Consider the following 15,885-nt stretch of genomic DNA (forward strand, 5'->3'; position numbering starts at 1 on the left):
GCTGGGCGCGGCGGTATCAGCGCGTAGGGGTGGTCTCCGCCGTCTCGCCGGCGAATGTGTACGCTCCGGCACGCAGCCGCTCCAGCAGCGTCAGGAGCCACTCCTTCTCGGCGGTGAGTCGGGCGGTGGAGAGGTCGAAGATCTCGCGCACGTACTCCGGGGTTGTCTCCGAGCGCAGGGTGTCCTGCACGTCGAAGCCGTTCTGCGTGATGATCGCGTCGCTCTTGATGAGCCGGTGCTCGAGGCCGGCGATGACCTCCTGCCGGCTGAGGACGAACATGAACGAGGCCACGGTCATGATCGCCTGGGTGTCGAAGGCCGCGACGTTCCAGAGGTTCTCGCGCAGCATGCGCTGCAGCTCCACCTCGCCGGCCGGGGTGATGCGGTAGGTGGTGCGCGCGGGGCGCTTGCCCTCCGTCTCGGTGCCGCTCTCCGCCACGTAGCCGTCGACTTCGAGCGCGCGGAGGGCGTTGTAGATCGAACCGGGCTGGATGTGCGCCCACTCGTCGACGTGCCAGGTCATGAGCTCGCGGCGCAGGAAGTAGCCGTGCACCGGTTGGAACTGCTTGACGGCACCGAGGACGACGAGGCGGGTGGTCGACATGCGCTTCATGCTAACGGCTCAGTGCGGTGGAACCTGTTGTTTGCATGGTCAAAAATGCATATAATTCAAACTAGTCAAAGTTGACTACCGAAAGGACTTCGTGATGACCACTGCCGTGACCGACGCCCTGCCGCGGGACCGCGCTCTCCGTCGCGCCTTCTCCGTCTACCCGACCGGTGTGGTCGCGCTGGCCGCGCACGTCGAGGACCGCGCCGTCGGTATGGCGGTCAACTCCTTCACCTCGATCTCGTTGGAGCCCGCCCTCGTCGCCGTCAGCGCCGCGCGCACCTCGAAGACGTGGCCCGTGCTGCGCGCCGTCCCCGAACTGGGGATGAGTGTCCTCGCGGCGCACCATGAGCCGCTCAGCCGCTCCCTGTCCGCGCGCGAAGGCGACCGGTTCGGCGGCCACGCGTGGCATCGCTCGGAGGGTGGGGCCGTGCTGATCGACGACGCCGCGCTCTGGCTCACGTGCCGGCTGCACAGCACGTTCGACGGTGGCGACCACGAGATCGCGCTCTACGAGATCCAGGATGTGACGCTCTTCGACGGCGTCGAGCCGCTCGTGTTCCACCAGAGCCGTTACCGCGCCATCTCGCCCGCCGGAGACGTGTGAGCGGACCGGCGCCCCGGGTGCTCTCCGGCCTGGTCGTCCCCGGCGACGGTCGCGGTCGGCTGCTCGGCTTCCCGACCGCGAATCTCGCCCTGTCCGAGCGGCTGCTGCCCGACGATGGGATCTATGCGGCGTGGGCGCTGTTGCCCGGCGACGACCGGCGGTGGGAGGCGACGGCGAGCATCGGCGTCAATCCGACGTTCTGCGGCGACCGGGCGCGGCGTCTCGAGGTGCACCTCCACGACATCGACCGCGACCTCTACGGGCAGCTGCTGTCGGTCGAGCTTGTCGCGCAGCTCCGGCCGACGCTCCGTTTCGATGGGGTCGAGGAGCTCGTCGCCCGGACCGCCGCGGATGTCGCGGCCTCGCGGCGGCTTCTCGCCGGGGAGCGGCGCACGTTCGCGAGGCGCTGACTACGCCGCGTTCCAGCGGAGTCGCGGCAGCGTGGGGAACTCGGTGAGGATCGCCGCCGCGTCGGTCACGGGGAAGAGCGTGACCGGGAGCGGGGGGAGCCCCGGCGATGGTGCGACCGCGTAGGCCAGGGCCGCCGGCCCCTCCGACGCGCTCAGAGAGACCCGACTCTCGCGGTCGGCGACGGCGACCGTGGATCCGTGCAGGCCTGCGGACAGGGCGGCGGCCGCGGCGGTCGCTCGGGTCAGGAGTGTCGGACCGGGGAGCCAGGGGAGGAAGGCGTCCTCGGGGAGTCCGCAGGCGACAGGCAGCGCCGGGGTCAGCCAGCGGTCGCTCTTGAGGCCGTAGGGGGTGGGCTCCCGCGAGAGCAGGTAGCCGTAGCAGTGCAGGAGCCCGGCGTTACCGACCGGCCAGGTCGCCGGCAGGCCCGCGCGCCGGTGGAGTTCGTCGAACAGGGCGGGCGCGATGACGCCCGTGCCGGTGTTCTCGTCGACGGCGGTCGACCGGCCCCACGCGGCGAAGCGCCTCGCATCGCGATCAGCCCGGAGTGAGGCATCGAGCCAGGGCAACGCGTCGATCGCGCTCTGCGCGGCGACCGAGGTGCTGGTCGTGGCGCCGTCGGCGGCGTGCATGAGGGCAGCGAGTTCGGACACGGCGTTCACCATACGGGAACGACGTGGACGGAGTGTTCACGCGGCGTTCATGCGCTGTGGGCGTTCCGTCCATGTCGTTTGCCCATGCTGGACGGAGCGTCCGCACGGAAGGAACCCCGTGACCACCATCCTCCTCTTCGACTTCGACGGCACGATCGCGCTCGGCGACGGCCCTGTCCTCGCCTACGCCCGACATGTGGCCACCGCGCTGGGCGCGTCGGAGCGGTTCGTCGACGACGTCCGCGTCGCGCTCGCCGTCGCGGGCCCCGACGCCGTCGACGGGTACGACGTCGTCCGCCGCGCGGCGGACAGCTTCGGCGCCGACGGTGCCGTGCTCAGCGCGGCCTACCTGGCGAGCCGCGCCCAGCTCGCCACGGCTGCGGCTCCGGTCACGGTCCCGAGCGGCCTGGTCGAGTTCCTTCGGACCGCCGGCCCCGTAGCGGAGCGCGTGCTGGTGACCAACGCCCCCGCCCTGCGTCTTCCGGAGGCTCTGGAGCACCTCGGGCTCGCGGGACTGTTCGACCGCATCGTGACCGATGCCCGCAAGCCCGCCGGGATGGAGAAGGTCCTCGATGCGCTGCCGCCCGATGCCCGCATCCTGAGCATCGGCGACATGTGGCGAAACGATCTCGCTCCCGCACACGCCCGCGGCCACGCCACCGCGCTGATCGGGGGCTTCGCCGACCCGGCAGCGACCCCGACCTTCCGCGCGGCCGACTTCGCCACTCTCGCACCGCAGCTCGAGGCTTGGCTGCGGGCCACCGACTCCTCCGTTCCGTCCACTTCACACACCCTCACCACCGAAGGATGATCATGCGTACCTCCCCCTTCCGCCGCCCGGTTCTCGGTCTCGCCGCCGCCGGTGCCCTGCTGACCGTCGCGCTCGCCGGGTGCTCCGGCACCGCTGCCGGGTCCGACCCGTCCGCCGCCCCCGCCGAGGATCCGGACTCCCTCGTCCTCGCCCTCGTCCCGTCGCAGGACCAGGACGGCCTCGTGGAGACAGCCGCCCCGCTGACCGACTACCTCACGGAAGAGCTCGGGATCGAGGTGACCGGTGTCGTCTCGAAGGACTACCAGGCCGCGGTCGAGGCGATGGGCGCGGGGCAGGCGCAGATCGGCTTCCTGCCGTCGCTGCAGCTCTGGCAGGCGAACGACATGTACGACGCGTCCGTCGTGTTGCAGACCGAGCGCAACGGCAACATCACCTACCCGGCGCAGTTCATGACGAACAACCCCGACAAGTACTGCGAGGACGAGCCGGTCGCGCGTGACGGGATGCTCTTCTGCAACGGCGCCGACGCCATGACCGGACCCGCCGGTCTCGACAGCATCGACAAGGTGGAGGGCGCGAAGGTCGCCGTCCTCGGCCCGGGGTCCCCCGCCGGTTACATCTACCCGATCCTCGCGCTCCAGGAGGCGGGCCTGGACACGGACGCGGACATCGAGCAGATCCCGGTGACTGCGAACGACGCGTCCGTGCTGGCCGTCTACAACGGCGACGCGGAGGTGGGCTTCAGCTTCTGGGACGCCCGCACGATCGTGCAGAAGGACACCCCGGACGTGGGGGAGAAGGTCGTCGTCTTCGCCATGACCGAGGAGATCCCGAACGACGGCGTCGCTCTGTCTGCCGACCTGTCCCCGGAGCTGCAGGAGCGCATCACGACCGCGCTCGAGGAGTTCTCGAACACGGAGGAGGGCTCGACGATCCTGGAGAGCATCTACTCGATCACCAAGCTCGCACCGGCCGACCCCGCGTCGCTCGACGTCGTCGCCCGGGCCGCCGAGGCCCTGGGGCTGCAGTAAATTGTCCGCTCCGCATCACCCGGTGGACGCCGCGGCTCCGGCCGCGGCGTCCACGCCGTGGAACATCCGTCTCGACGATGTGACGGTGCGCTATCCGAACGGCACGATCGGGTTGAACCGCGTCTCACTGGACATCGCCGCGGGCGAGATGGTCGCCGTCGTCGGGCTCTCCGGCTCGGGGAAGTCGACTCTCATCCGCACGATCAACGGCCTGGTGCCGGTCACGTCCGGCACCCTCGACGTCGGCGGGCATCGCGTCAGCGGCGCCTCCCCGCGCACGCTGCGCCGGCTCCGGGGGGACATCGGCATGGTCTTCCAGGGCTTCAACCTCGCCGGTCGCGCCAGCGTGCTGCACAACGTGCTCGTCGGGCGTCTCGCCCACACGCCGCTGTGGCGCACACTCCTCGGTGCCTATCCTGAGGTTGACCGGCAGCGCGCGTACCACGCGCTCGACCGGGTCGGGATCCTGCCCAAGCTGCACGCGCGGGCCTCCGATCTCTCGGGCGGCCAGCAGCAGCGCGTCGCGATCGCCCGCGCTCTGGCGCAGGAGCCTCGCGTCGTCCTGGCGGACGAGCCGGTGGCGAGCCTCGACCCGCCCACGGCGCACGGCGTGATGAACGACCTGCGGCGCATCAACCGCGACCTCGGCATCACGGTGCTCGTCAACCTCCACCTGCTCGACCTCGCCCGTGAATACGGCGCCCGGATGATCGGCATGCGCGCGGGCGAGATCGTCTACGACGGCCCCGCCGCCGGTGCCTCGGACGCGGACTTCGAGGGCATCTACGGCCGGTCGCTCACCTCGGACGATCGGCTGGACGCGTGACCCCCGTCATCGACCAGGACACCGCGGTGGCACCGCTCGACGTGCCCGCGCGCCCACCCGGTGCCTGGAAGGGAGCCGCTGTCCTGGCGGGTGTGGTCGCCGTGACGGTCGTGATGTGTCTGCCCGGTGTCGGCATCGGAGTCGACCTCGACGCGATCGCGCGCAACTGGCAGAACGGCGCCGACAAGGTGCTGAAGCTGCTGGTGCCCGACTGGTCGTTCTTCCCGCGCACGGTCCCGCCGCTGATCGAGACCTTGCAGATGGCGGTCATCGCCACCGCCCTGGGCGCCGCCGTGTCCTTGCCCCTGAGCTTCTGGGCGGCGCGGGCGACGAACCCGAACACGGGCGCGAGACTGGTCGTGCGCGGGGTCCTCAACATCGTGCGCAGTGTTCCCGACCTGCTGTACGCCGCCATCCTCGTGGCGATGGTGGGCGTCGGCGCCCTTCCCGGGATCCTGGCGCTGGTCCTGTTCAACATCGGCATCATCGTCAAGCTCGTCTCCGAGGCCATCGACACGAACGACCGCGGGCCCCTCGAGGCCGGCCGGGCCGTGGGCGCGACGCAGATGCAGATCAACCGGACGCTCGCCCTTCCGGACGCCTGGCCCGCCTTCGCGAACCAGACCCTCTACGTCTTCGAGCTCAACGTGCGCGCATCGACCGTGCTCGGACTCGTCGGCGCGGGCGGGATGGGGCTGCTCATCGACGCCGTCCGCACGTTCTACCGCTACGACCAGCTCTCGCTCATCATCCTCGAGATCCTCATCGTGGTGATCGTGATCGACGTGGTCTCCGACGCCGTCCGACGGAGGCTCGTATGACCGCGCCCCTCACCGCCGTCCCCGCCCGGCCTCGGCGCCCCTGGCTCCTCGTCGGATGGGGCCTCGTGACCGCCGTGATCGTGCTGGCCTTCTGGTCGATCGACATCTCCTGGGCGCGCCTCGCCGATCTCCCGGCGGAGATCGTCCGCTACACCGTGCTCATGTTCGGCGACCCGAACTGGGAGAAGCTCCCCGAGGCCCTGTGGCAGACCTGGCGGAGCATCGAGATGGCCTGGGTCGGCACGGTGCTCGGCATCCTCCTCGCGACACCCCTGAGCCTGCTGGCCGCTCGCGGCTTCGGACCGGTCTGGCTGCGCAATCTGCTTCGCGGGCTGTTCTCGCTCATCCGCGCGGTCCCGGAGATCATCATCGCGATCGTGATCCTCTCGGTGACAGGGCTCACGCCCTTCACGGGAGCCCTGGCGCTCGCACTCAACGGCATCGGCACCCTCGGCAAATGGGGCTATGAGGCCGTCGAAGCCGTGCCCCGTGGCCCCATCGAGGCGGCACACGCGGCCGGCGGCAGCACTCTCCAGGTGCTGCGATGGGGAGTGTGGCCACAGGCGGAACCGGCGTTCTGGTCGTTCTGGCTCTACCGCTTCGAGATCAACGTGCGCTCGTCGGCCGTCCTCGGCCTCATCGGCGTCGGCGGCATCGGTGACATGCTCACCTCCTACACCCAGTACCGTGAGTGGTCGACGGTGGGTGTCCTGCTCATCGTGGTTGTCGCGGTGACGATGCTGATCGACGCGGTATCCGGCGCGATCCGCCGCCGGATCATGGAGGGAGCCCGAGCCCGTGTTCGCCCCTAGTGCTCCGCCGACCGTGCGCATCGCCGCGGTCCGCAACACCTTGCAGCCCGCGGAGCGGCGGGTGGCCGAGCTCATCCTGGACTCCGCCGACGCCGTCGTGGAGTGGACAGCGCAGGAGCTCGCCGACCGGGCGGGTGTCGGCCGCGCCACCGTCGTCCGCGCGTGCCAGGGCTTCGGCTACCGCGGCTACCCGCAGCTCCGGGTCGCGCTGGCCGCCGAGCTCGGCGGGGGGAGCGGTGACGCTGCGGTCGATCACGGGCCGGGTGTGCTGGGGCGGATGCGCGGTGAGATCGACCGTGTCGCGGCGTCCCTCCCCGTGCTGGCGAGTCTCCTGGACCCGGCGACCGTCGACGCGGCAGTCGCCGCGACCGCTTCCGCGCGACGTGTGCTGGTCCTGGCGAACGGTCTCTCGTCGCCGATCGCGAGCGATCTGGCGATGCGGCTCACGGCGGCAGGGCGACCGGCGGAGTTCATCGCCGACGCCATCGCCCAGCAGATCGCGGCCCGGCATCTCACGGAGCAGGACGTGTGCGTCATCGTCAGCGGGTCCGGAGCCAATGAGGCGAGCCTGCGTGTCGCGACCGCCGCCGCCCGCGGCGGTGCGACGGTGATCGCACTCACCTCGTTCGCGTCCTCCGCGCTGACCGACGCGGCCTCCCTGTCGCTCGTCATCACCCCGGCCGGGGTGAGCTTCCGCGAAGAGCTGCAGCACGCCTCCCGCGTCGCCTTCCTCGTGTTCGCCGAGGTCTTCGCGGCCGCGGTCACCTCCGCGCGCGGCGACGCCGCCGTCCAGGCTCGGGCACACGCTCTCGAAGTGGTCTCCGACAACCTCGACGGCTGAGGGACCGCGGTTCCGGCTGCACGACCTCGGTCCGCGGGCATGACCTGGCGGGCCGATCCGTCGTGCAGGTGTCGCGCGGTCGTGCAGGTGACGCGGGGGGAGGCGGGGACGGAAGGGGCCGGGTCAGTCGCGGGCTGTCTGCAGGAGGGCCCACACCTCGGCCCGGGCGGGGAAGGTCGTGAGGTCGACCCCGAGGAGGGCGCCGGCATGGGAGACCCGGGAGCGGAGGGTGTGCCGATGGATGCCGAGGGCGGCCGCGGCCTGCTCGGCCCGCGTGTCGTGGTCGAGCCAGGTACGCAGCGCGTGCTCGAGCGCGGTGCCGTGGGCGGCGTCGTGTTCCCGGAGCGGAGCGAGCCGCGACTCCGCGACGAGCCGGGCCTCATCCGTCGCCAGCGCCGTGAGCAGGCTGGATCCGACCGTGTCGGCGTACCGGACGGCGCCGCTCGCGCCCGGCTGTCGGAGAGCGATGAGCGCCTGGGCGTGCGCGCGGGAGAAGGCGTCGTACCCCTCCGGGGCCGAGACGCCGACGCGGGCGCTGAAGCGCGAGGCCGCGTCGTCGAGAAGAGCCTCGTCGGCCGCGGACACGCAGATGACCACGCCGTCCTCGGAGTCCGCGAGGAAGGCGGGCGTCCCGTGCTCGACCCGGCGGCGCTCCCACCAGTCGAGAAGAGGCTCAGCCGGGGCATCCCCGGTCACCGCCACCACCACGGGGGCGGGCGGAAGGCTGCCGAGGACACGGCGCGCGAGGCCGGGGTCGTCGCCCAGGAGCGAGCGCAGCAGCTGCGTGTGCAGCCGGCGTCGGCCGCGGGCGAGCTGCTCGCTCTGCTCACGCGCCAGTCCCGCCATCGCGATGACCGAGGTGACGACGGCCCTGGCCTCCTGGTCGAGGGCGTCGGCCGCCACGGCGAGGACGCCGCGCAGGTGCCCGCCCCGCCCCACCGTGAAGAGCATGAAGGTGTGCGCATCGAGGGTGAGGGACTGCCCCGCCTCGAGTCCGCGGTCGAGGATCTCCTGGACCCGCGTCCCGAGCCCTTCCCGGACGGTCGCCGAGAGGGCGTCGCGGGGGTGGGCGACGATCAGGTCGCCCGCCGCGTCGAACATGCCCGCCCAGGCGCCGAGTCGACGGCCGAGTTCGGTGATGATCGCCTCGAGCCCGCGCGGCCGGAGGGCGGCGAGGGCGAGGGCGCGCTGGGTGTCCAGCGCCCAGGTGCGCCGGGCGTAGGCCTGCGCCGCGATCGCCTCGGAGTGCGCGCGGGCCACGGCGATGAACGGCGTGCGGTACGGCACCTCGAACAGGGGGATGCCCTGGTCGGCGCACGCCGCGATCAACTCTTCCGGTGTTCCCGAGCGATGCACGTCGGTCCCGAATCCGAGCCCCAGCACGCCGCGCTCGGCGAGCCGGACGACGTAGGGGGCGATGGCCTCCGCGTCGTCGAACTGCGTGCCGGTGGTGAGGAGGACGAGGTCTTCCGCGAGGAAGGGCGTCGGGTCCGCGAGGTCGGAGCTGTGGACCCAGCGCAGCGGCCGGTCGAGCGCGCCGTCCGGCAGATCCGCTGCGGTGGAGACGAGGCGCAGGTCGAGATCCCGGCGGCGCAGCAGGGCGGACAGCGTGGAGGGATCGGCGGGGGCCATACGATCTCCGGTTGTACGAGACGGCGAAATCAGTTCTCCGATTGTACGACCCGGCGAATGCGGGCGTCTCCGCTGCCGCCGTACGCTCGCGACATGGCTCTCCTCGACACCGCAGCACCCGCAGTCCCCCTCGGCGGCCCCGACCTCCCGCAGGAGCGTCGCCTCGTCACGGAACTCCCCGGCCCGCGGTCGGCCGAGGTCCTCGCCCGCAAGGCGGACGCGGTCGCCGCCGGTGTCGGTCACACGGTGCCGGTCGCCGCCGTCGCAGCCGGGGGAGGAGTGGTCGTCGACGCCGACGGCAACTCGCTCATCGACCTCGGCTCCGGCATCGCCGTGACCACGGTCGGCAACGCGCACCCGAAGGTGGCCGCCGCCGTGGCCGCGCAGGCGGCGCAGTTCACGCACACCTGCTTCATGATCTCGCCGTACGAGTCGTACGTCGGCGTCGCCGAGGCGCTCAACCGCGTCACCCCCGGCGACTTCGCCAAGAAGAGCGCCCTGTTCAACTCCGGCGCCGAGGCTGTCGAGAACGCGATCAAGATCGCCCGCAAGCACACCGGTCGTCAGGCCGTCGTCGCGTTCGACCACGGCTACCACGGCCGCACGAACCTCACCATGGCGCTGACCGCGAAGTCGATGCCGTACAAGAGCGGCTTCGGTCCGTTCGCCCCCGAGGTGTACCGCGCGCCGATGTCGTACCCGTTCCGCGACGGGCTCGAGGGCGGCGAGGCCGCGGCCCGCGTGATCCTCCAGCTCGAGAAGCAGATCGGCGCCGACAACCTCGCCGCCGTCATCATCGAGCCGATCCAGGGCGAGGGGGGCTTCATCGTCCCCGCCGACGGCTTCCTCCCCGCGATCGTCGACTGGTGCCGCGCGAACGGCGTCGTCTTCATCGCCGACGAGGTGCAGACCGGGTTCGCCCGCACCGGACACATGTTCGCCAGCGAGATCTTCGGCATCGAGCCCGACCTCATCACCACCGCCAAGGGCATCGCGGGCGGGCTGCCGCTCGCCGCCGTGACCGGCCGCGCCGAGATCATGGACGCGTCGCACTCCGGCGGCCTCGGCGGCACCTACGGCGGCAACCCCATCGCGTGCGCCGCGGCGCTCGCGGCCATCGACGTGTTCGAGAACGACGGCGTCATCGAGCGTGCCCGCGAGATCGGCGAGATCCTCCTCGGCCGGCTCACCGCCCTCCAGGCCGAGGACGCCCGCATCGGCGACGTCCGCGGTCACGGCGCGATGGTCGCCGCCGAGTTCGTCGACCCGGAGACCAACGCTCCGGACGCCGCGCTCACGGCTGCTGTGGCCAAGGCGTGCATCGCCCAGGGCGTCATCGTCCTCACCTGCGGCACGTACGGCAACGTCATCCGCTTCCTCCCGCCGCTGTCCATCGGCGACGAGCTGCTGAACGAGGGCCTCGACGTCGTGGCCGAGGCGCTCGCCGGCGCCTGACACCCTGTCCGGTCGCGTCCCCGGATCGGGGGATTTCGGGACGCGACCGGTACTTCATCCCCCGCATCCCCCGACGACGAAGGAGTTGCAGATGGCTGAGATCACCCGCGACGTGCTGATCGTGGGCGCCGGAGCCGCAGGGCTCACGGCGGCCAACGACCTGCGGAAGGCCGGGCTGTCGGTCGCCGTGCTGGAGGCCCGCGACCGCGTGGGTGGCCGCCTGTGGACCGACGTGATCGACGGCGCCATGCTGGAGATCGGCGGCCAGTGGGTCTCGCCCGACCAGGACGCGCTCAAGGACACGATCGAGGAGCTGGGGCTCGAGACCTACAGCCGGTACCGCGAGGGCGACAGCGTCTACGTCGGCCCCGACGGGCAGGCCCACCGCTTCACGGGCGAGATGTTCCCGGTGTCGGCGGAGACCGAGGCCGTGATCGCGCGCATCACCGGCATCCTCGACGCCCTCGTCGCCGAGATCGACCCGGACAAGCCGTGGGAGCACCCGAACGCGGCCGAGTGGGACTCGATCTCCTGGGACGCCTGGCTGCGCTCGCAGACCGACGACGACGAAGCCGTGCGCAACCTCGCCTTCGCCACCGGCTCGGCGATGCTGACCAAGCCGACCCACGCCTTCTCGCTGCTGCAGTCGCTGCTCATGGCGGCCTCGGCCGGCTCGTACTCGAACCTCGTCGACGCCGACTTCATCCTCGACAAGCGCGTCGTGGGAGGGCTCCAGCAGGTGCCGCTGCGCCTCGCCGAGCGCCTGGGCGAGGACGTGCTGCTGAACCAGCCCGTCCGCAGCCTGGAGTGGTCGGATGACGGGGTCGTGGCGACCACCGACGACCTCACGGTGCGGGCGCGGTACGCGATCCTCGCGCACGCCCCCATCCTCTACAACCGCATCTCCTTCGTCCCGCCGCTGCCGCGTCGCCAGCACCAGCTGCACCAGCACCTCTCGATGGGCTTCGTCATCAAGGTGCACGCCGTCTACGACCGCCCGTTCTGGCGCGAGCAGGGCCTGAGCGGCACGGCGTTCAGCCCGTACGAGCTCTCGCACGAGGCCTACGACAACAGCAACCACGGCGACGAGCGCGGCACGCTGGTCGGCTTCGTGTCCGATGCGAACGCCGACGGCGTGTTCGAGCTGTCCGCCGAGGAGCGCAAGGAGCGCATCCTCGAGTCGCTGTCGCACTACTACGGTCCCGAGGCGAAGAACCCGGTCGTGTACTACGAGAGCGACTGGGGCAGCGAGGAGTGGACGCGTGGCGCCTACGCCGCGAGCTTCGACCTGGGCGGCCTGCACCGCTACGGCGCCGACCTGCGCACGCCCGTCGGACCGATCCACTTCGCCTGCAGCGACATGGCAGGAGCGGGTTACCAGCACGTCGACGGGGCGATCCGCATGGGCCACTTCGTCGCGGCGAACATCGTCGACGCCCGCCGCGAGGCCGGCGCTCCCGAGAGCATCGGCTGATGACCGGCTCGGTCGTCGTCGGCTACACGGCGACGGATGCGGGGGCGGACGCGGCGGCGCTGGGCGCACGTCTGGCGCGCAGCATCGGTGCGACCCTCCACCTCGTGATCGTGCTGCCGACCGAGGGCACCCGGAGCGCCGCCGTGCCACCGGAGCGCGCCTACGAGGACGTCATCCGGAAGCAGGCGCGGAGCTGGCTGCAGGACGCGGTCGTGCGTCTCCCGCAGGAGCTGGTGCGCAGCGGCCATGTGCGCTTCTCCGAGTCGTTCGCCGAGGGCCTCATCGCCGCCGGTGAGGAGTTCGCCGCCAGCGTCATCGTGATCGGCACGGCCGGCGGCGGCCTCTTCGGCCGACATCGCCTGGGCAGCGTCGCATCGGAGCTGCTGCACTCCTCGCCGATCCCGGTGGCCCTCGCACCCTCCGGGCTCGCCCAGCAGGACGACCACGTGCTTCCGCGCGTCACGGTCGCCGTCGGCACGCGTCCCGGCGCGGAGGGCGTGCTCGACCAGGCCGTCGCCCTCGCCGGCGCGGCCGAGGTGAGCCTCCGGCTGGTGTCGCTCGTGCCGTTCGACGTGCCGCCGGGACTCGACACCGGCGCGATCCGCCTCGCCGGCAGCGAGCACGCGCACCAGGTGCTGGCCGTGGCGGCCGAGCGCCTGCCGGACGGCCTCGGCGCCGTCGTCGAGGAGGCGCCGGGCGAGACGGTGGAGGACGCCGTCGCCGGACTCTCCTGGCTCCCCGGGGAGGTCGTGCTCGTCGGCTCCAGCCGTCTGGCGCAGCCACGCCGTCTCTTCCTGGGCTCCACGGCGGCGAAGATGCTGCACGAGCTGCCCGTCCCCATGATCGTCGTCCCGCGCACCCGCATCGAAGCAGGAGACCGCTGATGAGCAGCACCAACCGGGCGACGGAGCCCGCATCCGGCGTCACGACCGGAATCTCGACGAAGGGCCTGAGCGCCGGCACCGTCGGCCTGATCGGCGCCGTCGTGATCGGCATCTCGTGCATCGCCCCCGCCTACACGTTCACGGCCGCCGTCGGCCCCACCGCGTCCGAGGTGGGCGCGCAGATCCCGGCGATCATCCTCGTCGGCTTCATCCCGATGCTCCTCGTGGCCTTCGGCTATCGCGAGCTCAACAACCGCATGCCCGACTCCGGCACCTCCTTCACCTGGGCCGCCAGGGCGTTCGGGCCGTGGGTGGGCTGGATGGCCGGCTGGGGCCTCGTGGTCGCCACGATCCTCGTGCTGTCCAACCTCGCCGGGGTCGCGGTCGACTTCCTGTTCCTGCTGCTGTCGCAGATCACGGGCAACGCCGAGATCGCCGATCTCGCCGGCGTCACCTGGATCAACATCGGCGTGTGCCTGCTCTTCATGCTGGGCGCGACGTGGGTGTCGTACCGGGACATGCAGACCACGCAGAAGCTGCAGTACTGGCTGGTCGGATTCCAGATCCTCGTGCTCGTGTTCTTCGCGGTCGCCGCGATCGTGCAGGCCGTGGGCGGCAACGGCTTCGACTACCAGCCGTTCGACCTCAACTGGTTCAACCCGTTCGCGATCTCGTCGTTCAGCGCGGTCGCCGCCGGTCTGTCGCTGTCGATCTTCATCTTCTGGGGCTGGGACGTCACCCTCACCATGAACGAGGAGACGAAGGACCCGGAGAAGACCCCGGGTCGCGCGGCCACCGTCACGGTGCTCACGATCGTCTCGCTCTACCTGCTCCTCGCCGTCGCGATGATCATGTTCGCGGGCGTCGGTACGGGGGAGCTCGGCCTCGGCAACGGCGACATCCAGGAGAACGTGTTCTTCCACCTCTCCGGGCCGATCCTCGGGCCGCTCGCGTTCCTCGTGTCGCTCGCGGTGCTCACGAGCTCGGCGTCGTCGCTGCAGTCGACGTTCGTCGGCCCGGCACGCACCCTGCTCGCGATGGGTCACTACGGCGCGCTGCCGAAGTCGTTCGCGAAGGTGAGCCCCCGGTTCTTCACCCCGGGCTACGCCACCATCGTGTCGGCCATCGTGGCCTCCGCGTTCTACGCCGTGATGCGCGTGGTCAGCGAGGACACCCTGTGGGACACGATCCTCACGCTCGGCATGATGATCTGCTTCTACTACGGGATCACGGCGTTCGCCTGCGTCTGGTATTTCCGCAAGCAGTGGTTCGACTCGGCGCGGAACGTCTTCTTCACCTTCCTGTTCCCGCTGGTGGGCGGCATCATCCTGGCGATCCTGTTCTTCACCACGCTGATCGACTCCATGGACCCGGCCTACGGCTCCGGGTCGGAGATCGGCGGCATCGGGATCGTCTTCATCCTCGGCATCCTCATCATCGTCGTCGGGATCGCCGTGATGATCTGGAACGCCATCCGCCGCCCCGCCTTCTTCCGCGGTGAGACGCTGGGTATGGACGCTCCGCCCAGCCGCCGTCGTCGTCCCACGTCCGTCTGAAAGAGAGAGAATCCATGAGCACTCAGAACGAGCAGGCGCTGCTCGACAGCATCCCCACCGGCCTCTTCATCGGCGGGGAGTGGATCGAGGGGGAGACCGGCGCGACCTTCGACGTCAAGGACCCCTCGACCAACCAGGTGATCCGCACGATCGCCGACGCCACCCCCGCTGACGGCATCCGGGCGCTCGACGCCGCCGTCGCCGCACAGGACGAGTGGGCCGCGACCGCGCCGCGCGTGCGCGGGGAGATCCTCCGCCGGGCGTTCGACCTCGTGCAGGAGCGCAAGGAGGACCTCGCGCTGCTGATGACGCTCGAGATGGGCAAGCCCCTCGCCGAGGCCCGCGGCGAGGTCGCCTACGGCGGCGAGTTCCTCCGCTGGTTCAGCGAGGAGGCCGTGCGCATCAGCGGCCGCTACGGCCTGAACCCCGAGGGAACCGGTCACATGATCGTGTCGCAGCGCCCCGTGGGACCGTCGTTCTTCGTCACGCCGTGGAACTTCCCGTTCGCTATGGCCACGCGCAAGATCGCCCCGGCCCTCGCCGCCGGCTGCACCGTGGTGATCAAGCCCCCGGCACTCACGCCGCTCACGACCATCTTCTTCACGACGCTGCTCGAAGAGGCCGGTCTGCCCAAGGGTGTCGTCAACGTGGTGCAGACCTCGAAGTCGAGTGCCCTGTCGGCGCCGATCATCGCGGACCCGCGCCTGCGCAAGCTCTCCTTCACCGGATCGACCGAGGTCGGCCGCAAGCTCATCGCGCAGGCCGCCGAGGGCGTGCTCCGGGTGTCGATGGAGCTCGGCGGCAACGCCCCGTTCGTCGTGTTCGACGACGCGGACCTGGACAAGGCCGTGGAGGGCGCGCTGGCCGCGAAGTTCCGCAACATCGGTCAGGCCTGCACGGCGGCGAACCGCTTCATCGTGCACAAGGACGTCGCGGGCGAGTTCGCCAAGCGCGTCACCGAGCGCGTCAACGGCATGAAGATCGGTCGCGGCACGGAGGACGGCGTGGCGATCGGCCCGCTCATCGACGAGGACGCCGTGGCCAAGGCCGGCGAGCTCGTCGACGACGCCGTCGAGCGCGGCGCGACCCTGCTCGCGGGCGGCAAGGCGCTCGAGGGCACCGGCACGTTCTACGAGCCCACGGTCCTCACCGACGTCGTCCCCGGTTCCGCGATCCTCCGCGAGGAGATCTTCGGCCCGGTGCTCGCGATCGCGACCTTCGAGACGGAGGACGAGGCCGTGCGTCTCGCCAACGACACCGAGTACGGCCTGGTCTCCTACGTGTTCACCGAGAACCTGCAGCGCGGTCAGCGGATGATCGACGCGCTGGAGACGGGCATGATGGGTCTCAACGTGGGTGTCGTCTCGAATGCGGCGGCTCCCTTCGGCGGCGTCAAGCAGTCCGGCGTCGGCCGCGAGGGCGGCTTCGAGGGCATCCACGAATACCTGTCCACCAAGTACACGCTGATCCCGGTCTCCTGACCGGCACGGCAAGAGGAGGAGA

Annotated in this window: 16 protein-coding genes; 13 read left to right on the top strand and 3 right to left on the bottom strand. The window is 70.9% G+C overall.

Features of this window, described 5'->3' with window-relative positions; genetic code table 11:
• Positions 1-16 precede the first annotated feature (16 nt).
• Entirely contained in the window at positions 17-604 is a 588-nt protein-coding gene (locus ACIGJI_RS11175) for a PadR family transcriptional regulator (RefSeq protein ID WP_187662210.1), read from the bottom strand.
• Positions 605-707: 103 nt separating this feature from the next.
• Here ACIGJI_RS11175 and ACIGJI_RS11180 point away from each other — a divergent pair, with 103 nt between their 5' ends.
• Both ACIGJI_RS11180 and ACIGJI_RS11185 read left to right on the top strand, forming a co-directional pair.
• Complete coding sequence (locus tag ACIGJI_RS11180; protein ID WP_187662209.1) at positions 708-1,217, top strand: flavin reductase family protein; 510 nt, start codon at positions 708-710, stop codon at positions 1,215-1,217.
• Complete coding sequence (locus ACIGJI_RS11185) at positions 1,214-1,627, top strand: riboflavin kinase (RefSeq protein WP_363446770.1); 414 nt, start codon at positions 1,214-1,216, stop codon at positions 1,625-1,627. The genes ACIGJI_RS11180 and ACIGJI_RS11185 overlap by 4 nt, the downstream gene beginning before the upstream one ends.
• Here the strand turns inward: ACIGJI_RS11185 and ACIGJI_RS11190 are convergent, their stop codons facing one another.
• Entirely contained in the window at positions 1,628-2,278 is a 651-nt protein-coding gene (locus ACIGJI_RS11190) for an amino acid deaminase (protein ID WP_363446772.1), read from the bottom strand.
• 118 nt (positions 2,279-2,396) lie between these two features.
• On the opposite strand from ACIGJI_RS11190, the gene ACIGJI_RS11195 reads away from it, so the two are divergent.
• The 6 genes from ACIGJI_RS11195 to ACIGJI_RS11220 are packed head-to-tail and all read left to right on the top strand — an operon-like array spanning position 2,397 to position 7,381.
• On the top strand, positions 2,397-3,089 hold the full coding sequence (locus tag ACIGJI_RS11195; RefSeq protein WP_187662206.1) for an HAD family hydrolase: 693 nt from the start codon (positions 2,397-2,399) through the stop codon (positions 3,087-3,089).
• Positions 3,090-3,091: 2 nt separating this feature from the next.
• Entirely contained in the window at positions 3,092-4,081 is a 990-nt protein-coding gene (gene phnD / locus ACIGJI_RS11200; RefSeq protein WP_268776681.1) for a phosphate/phosphite/phosphonate ABC transporter substrate-binding protein, read from the top strand.
• 1 nt (position 4,082) lies between these two features.
• A complete protein-coding gene (phnC, locus tag ACIGJI_RS11205; RefSeq protein ID WP_363446774.1) occupies positions 4,083-4,907 on the top strand; it encodes a phosphonate ABC transporter ATP-binding protein in 825 nt (274 codons plus the stop codon).
• A gap of 26 nt (positions 4,908-4,933) precedes the next feature.
• A complete protein-coding gene (phnE, locus tag ACIGJI_RS11210; RefSeq protein WP_396667031.1) occupies positions 4,934-5,728 on the top strand; it encodes a phosphonate ABC transporter, permease protein PhnE in 795 nt (264 codons plus the stop codon).
• Positions 5,725-6,540, top strand: a complete 816-nt coding sequence (gene phnE / locus ACIGJI_RS11215) for a phosphonate ABC transporter, permease protein PhnE (protein ID WP_268776683.1) — start codon at positions 5,725-5,727, stop codon at positions 6,538-6,540. The genes phnE (ACIGJI_RS11210) and phnE (ACIGJI_RS11215) overlap by 4 nt, the downstream gene beginning before the upstream one ends.
• Positions 6,527-7,381 carry a MurR/RpiR family transcriptional regulator gene (locus tag ACIGJI_RS11220; RefSeq protein ID WP_363446779.1) on the top strand — a complete coding sequence of 285 codons (855 nt, stop codon included), beginning with the start codon at positions 6,527-6,529 and terminating at the stop codon, positions 7,379-7,381. Before phnE (ACIGJI_RS11215) ends, ACIGJI_RS11220 begins: the two co-directional genes overlap by 14 nt.
• Before the next feature lie 123 nt (positions 7,382-7,504).
• On the opposite strand, the gene ACIGJI_RS11225 is transcribed toward ACIGJI_RS11220, so the two are convergent.
• A complete protein-coding gene (locus ACIGJI_RS11225) occupies positions 7,505-9,013 on the bottom strand; it encodes a PucR family transcriptional regulator ligand-binding domain-containing protein (RefSeq protein WP_363446781.1) in 1,509 nt (502 codons plus the stop codon).
• A gap of 93 nt (positions 9,014-9,106) precedes the next feature.
• On the opposite strand from ACIGJI_RS11225, the gene gabT reads away from it, so the two are divergent.
• From gabT to ACIGJI_RS11250, 5 genes are all read left to right on the top strand, one after another.
• Positions 9,107-10,468: a 4-aminobutyrate--2-oxoglutarate transaminase gene (gene gabT, locus ACIGJI_RS11230; RefSeq protein WP_268776686.1), complete on the top strand. Its 1,362-nt coding sequence runs from the start codon at positions 9,107-9,109 to the stop codon at positions 10,466-10,468.
• A 91-nt stretch (positions 10,469-10,559) separates the two neighbouring features.
• On the top strand, positions 10,560-11,942 hold the full coding sequence (locus tag ACIGJI_RS11235) for an NAD(P)/FAD-dependent oxidoreductase (RefSeq protein ID WP_101848465.1): 1,383 nt from the start codon (positions 10,560-10,562) through the stop codon (positions 11,940-11,942).
• Complete coding sequence (locus ACIGJI_RS11240; protein ID WP_259951351.1) at positions 11,942-12,826, top strand: universal stress protein; 885 nt, start codon at positions 11,942-11,944, stop codon at positions 12,824-12,826. Before ACIGJI_RS11235 ends, ACIGJI_RS11240 begins: the two co-directional genes overlap by 1 nt.
• Positions 12,826-14,382 carry an APC family permease gene (locus ACIGJI_RS11245; protein ID WP_025102346.1) on the top strand — a complete coding sequence of 519 codons (1,557 nt, stop codon included), beginning with the start codon at positions 12,826-12,828 and terminating at the stop codon, positions 14,380-14,382. Before ACIGJI_RS11240 ends, ACIGJI_RS11245 begins: the two co-directional genes overlap by 1 nt.
• Positions 14,383-14,396: 14 nt before the next feature.
• Positions 14,397-15,863, top strand: a complete 1,467-nt coding sequence (locus ACIGJI_RS11250; protein WP_187662198.1) for an NAD-dependent succinate-semialdehyde dehydrogenase — start codon at positions 14,397-14,399, stop codon at positions 15,861-15,863.
• The last annotated feature ends 22 nt before the right edge of the window (positions 15,864-15,885 follow it).

Origin of the sequence: Microbacterium sp. NPDC064978, assembly GCF_044543605.1 — a bacterium.
GTDB classification, from domain to species: Bacteria; Actinomycetota; Actinomycetes; order Actinomycetales; family Microbacteriaceae; genus Microbacterium; species Microbacterium meiriae.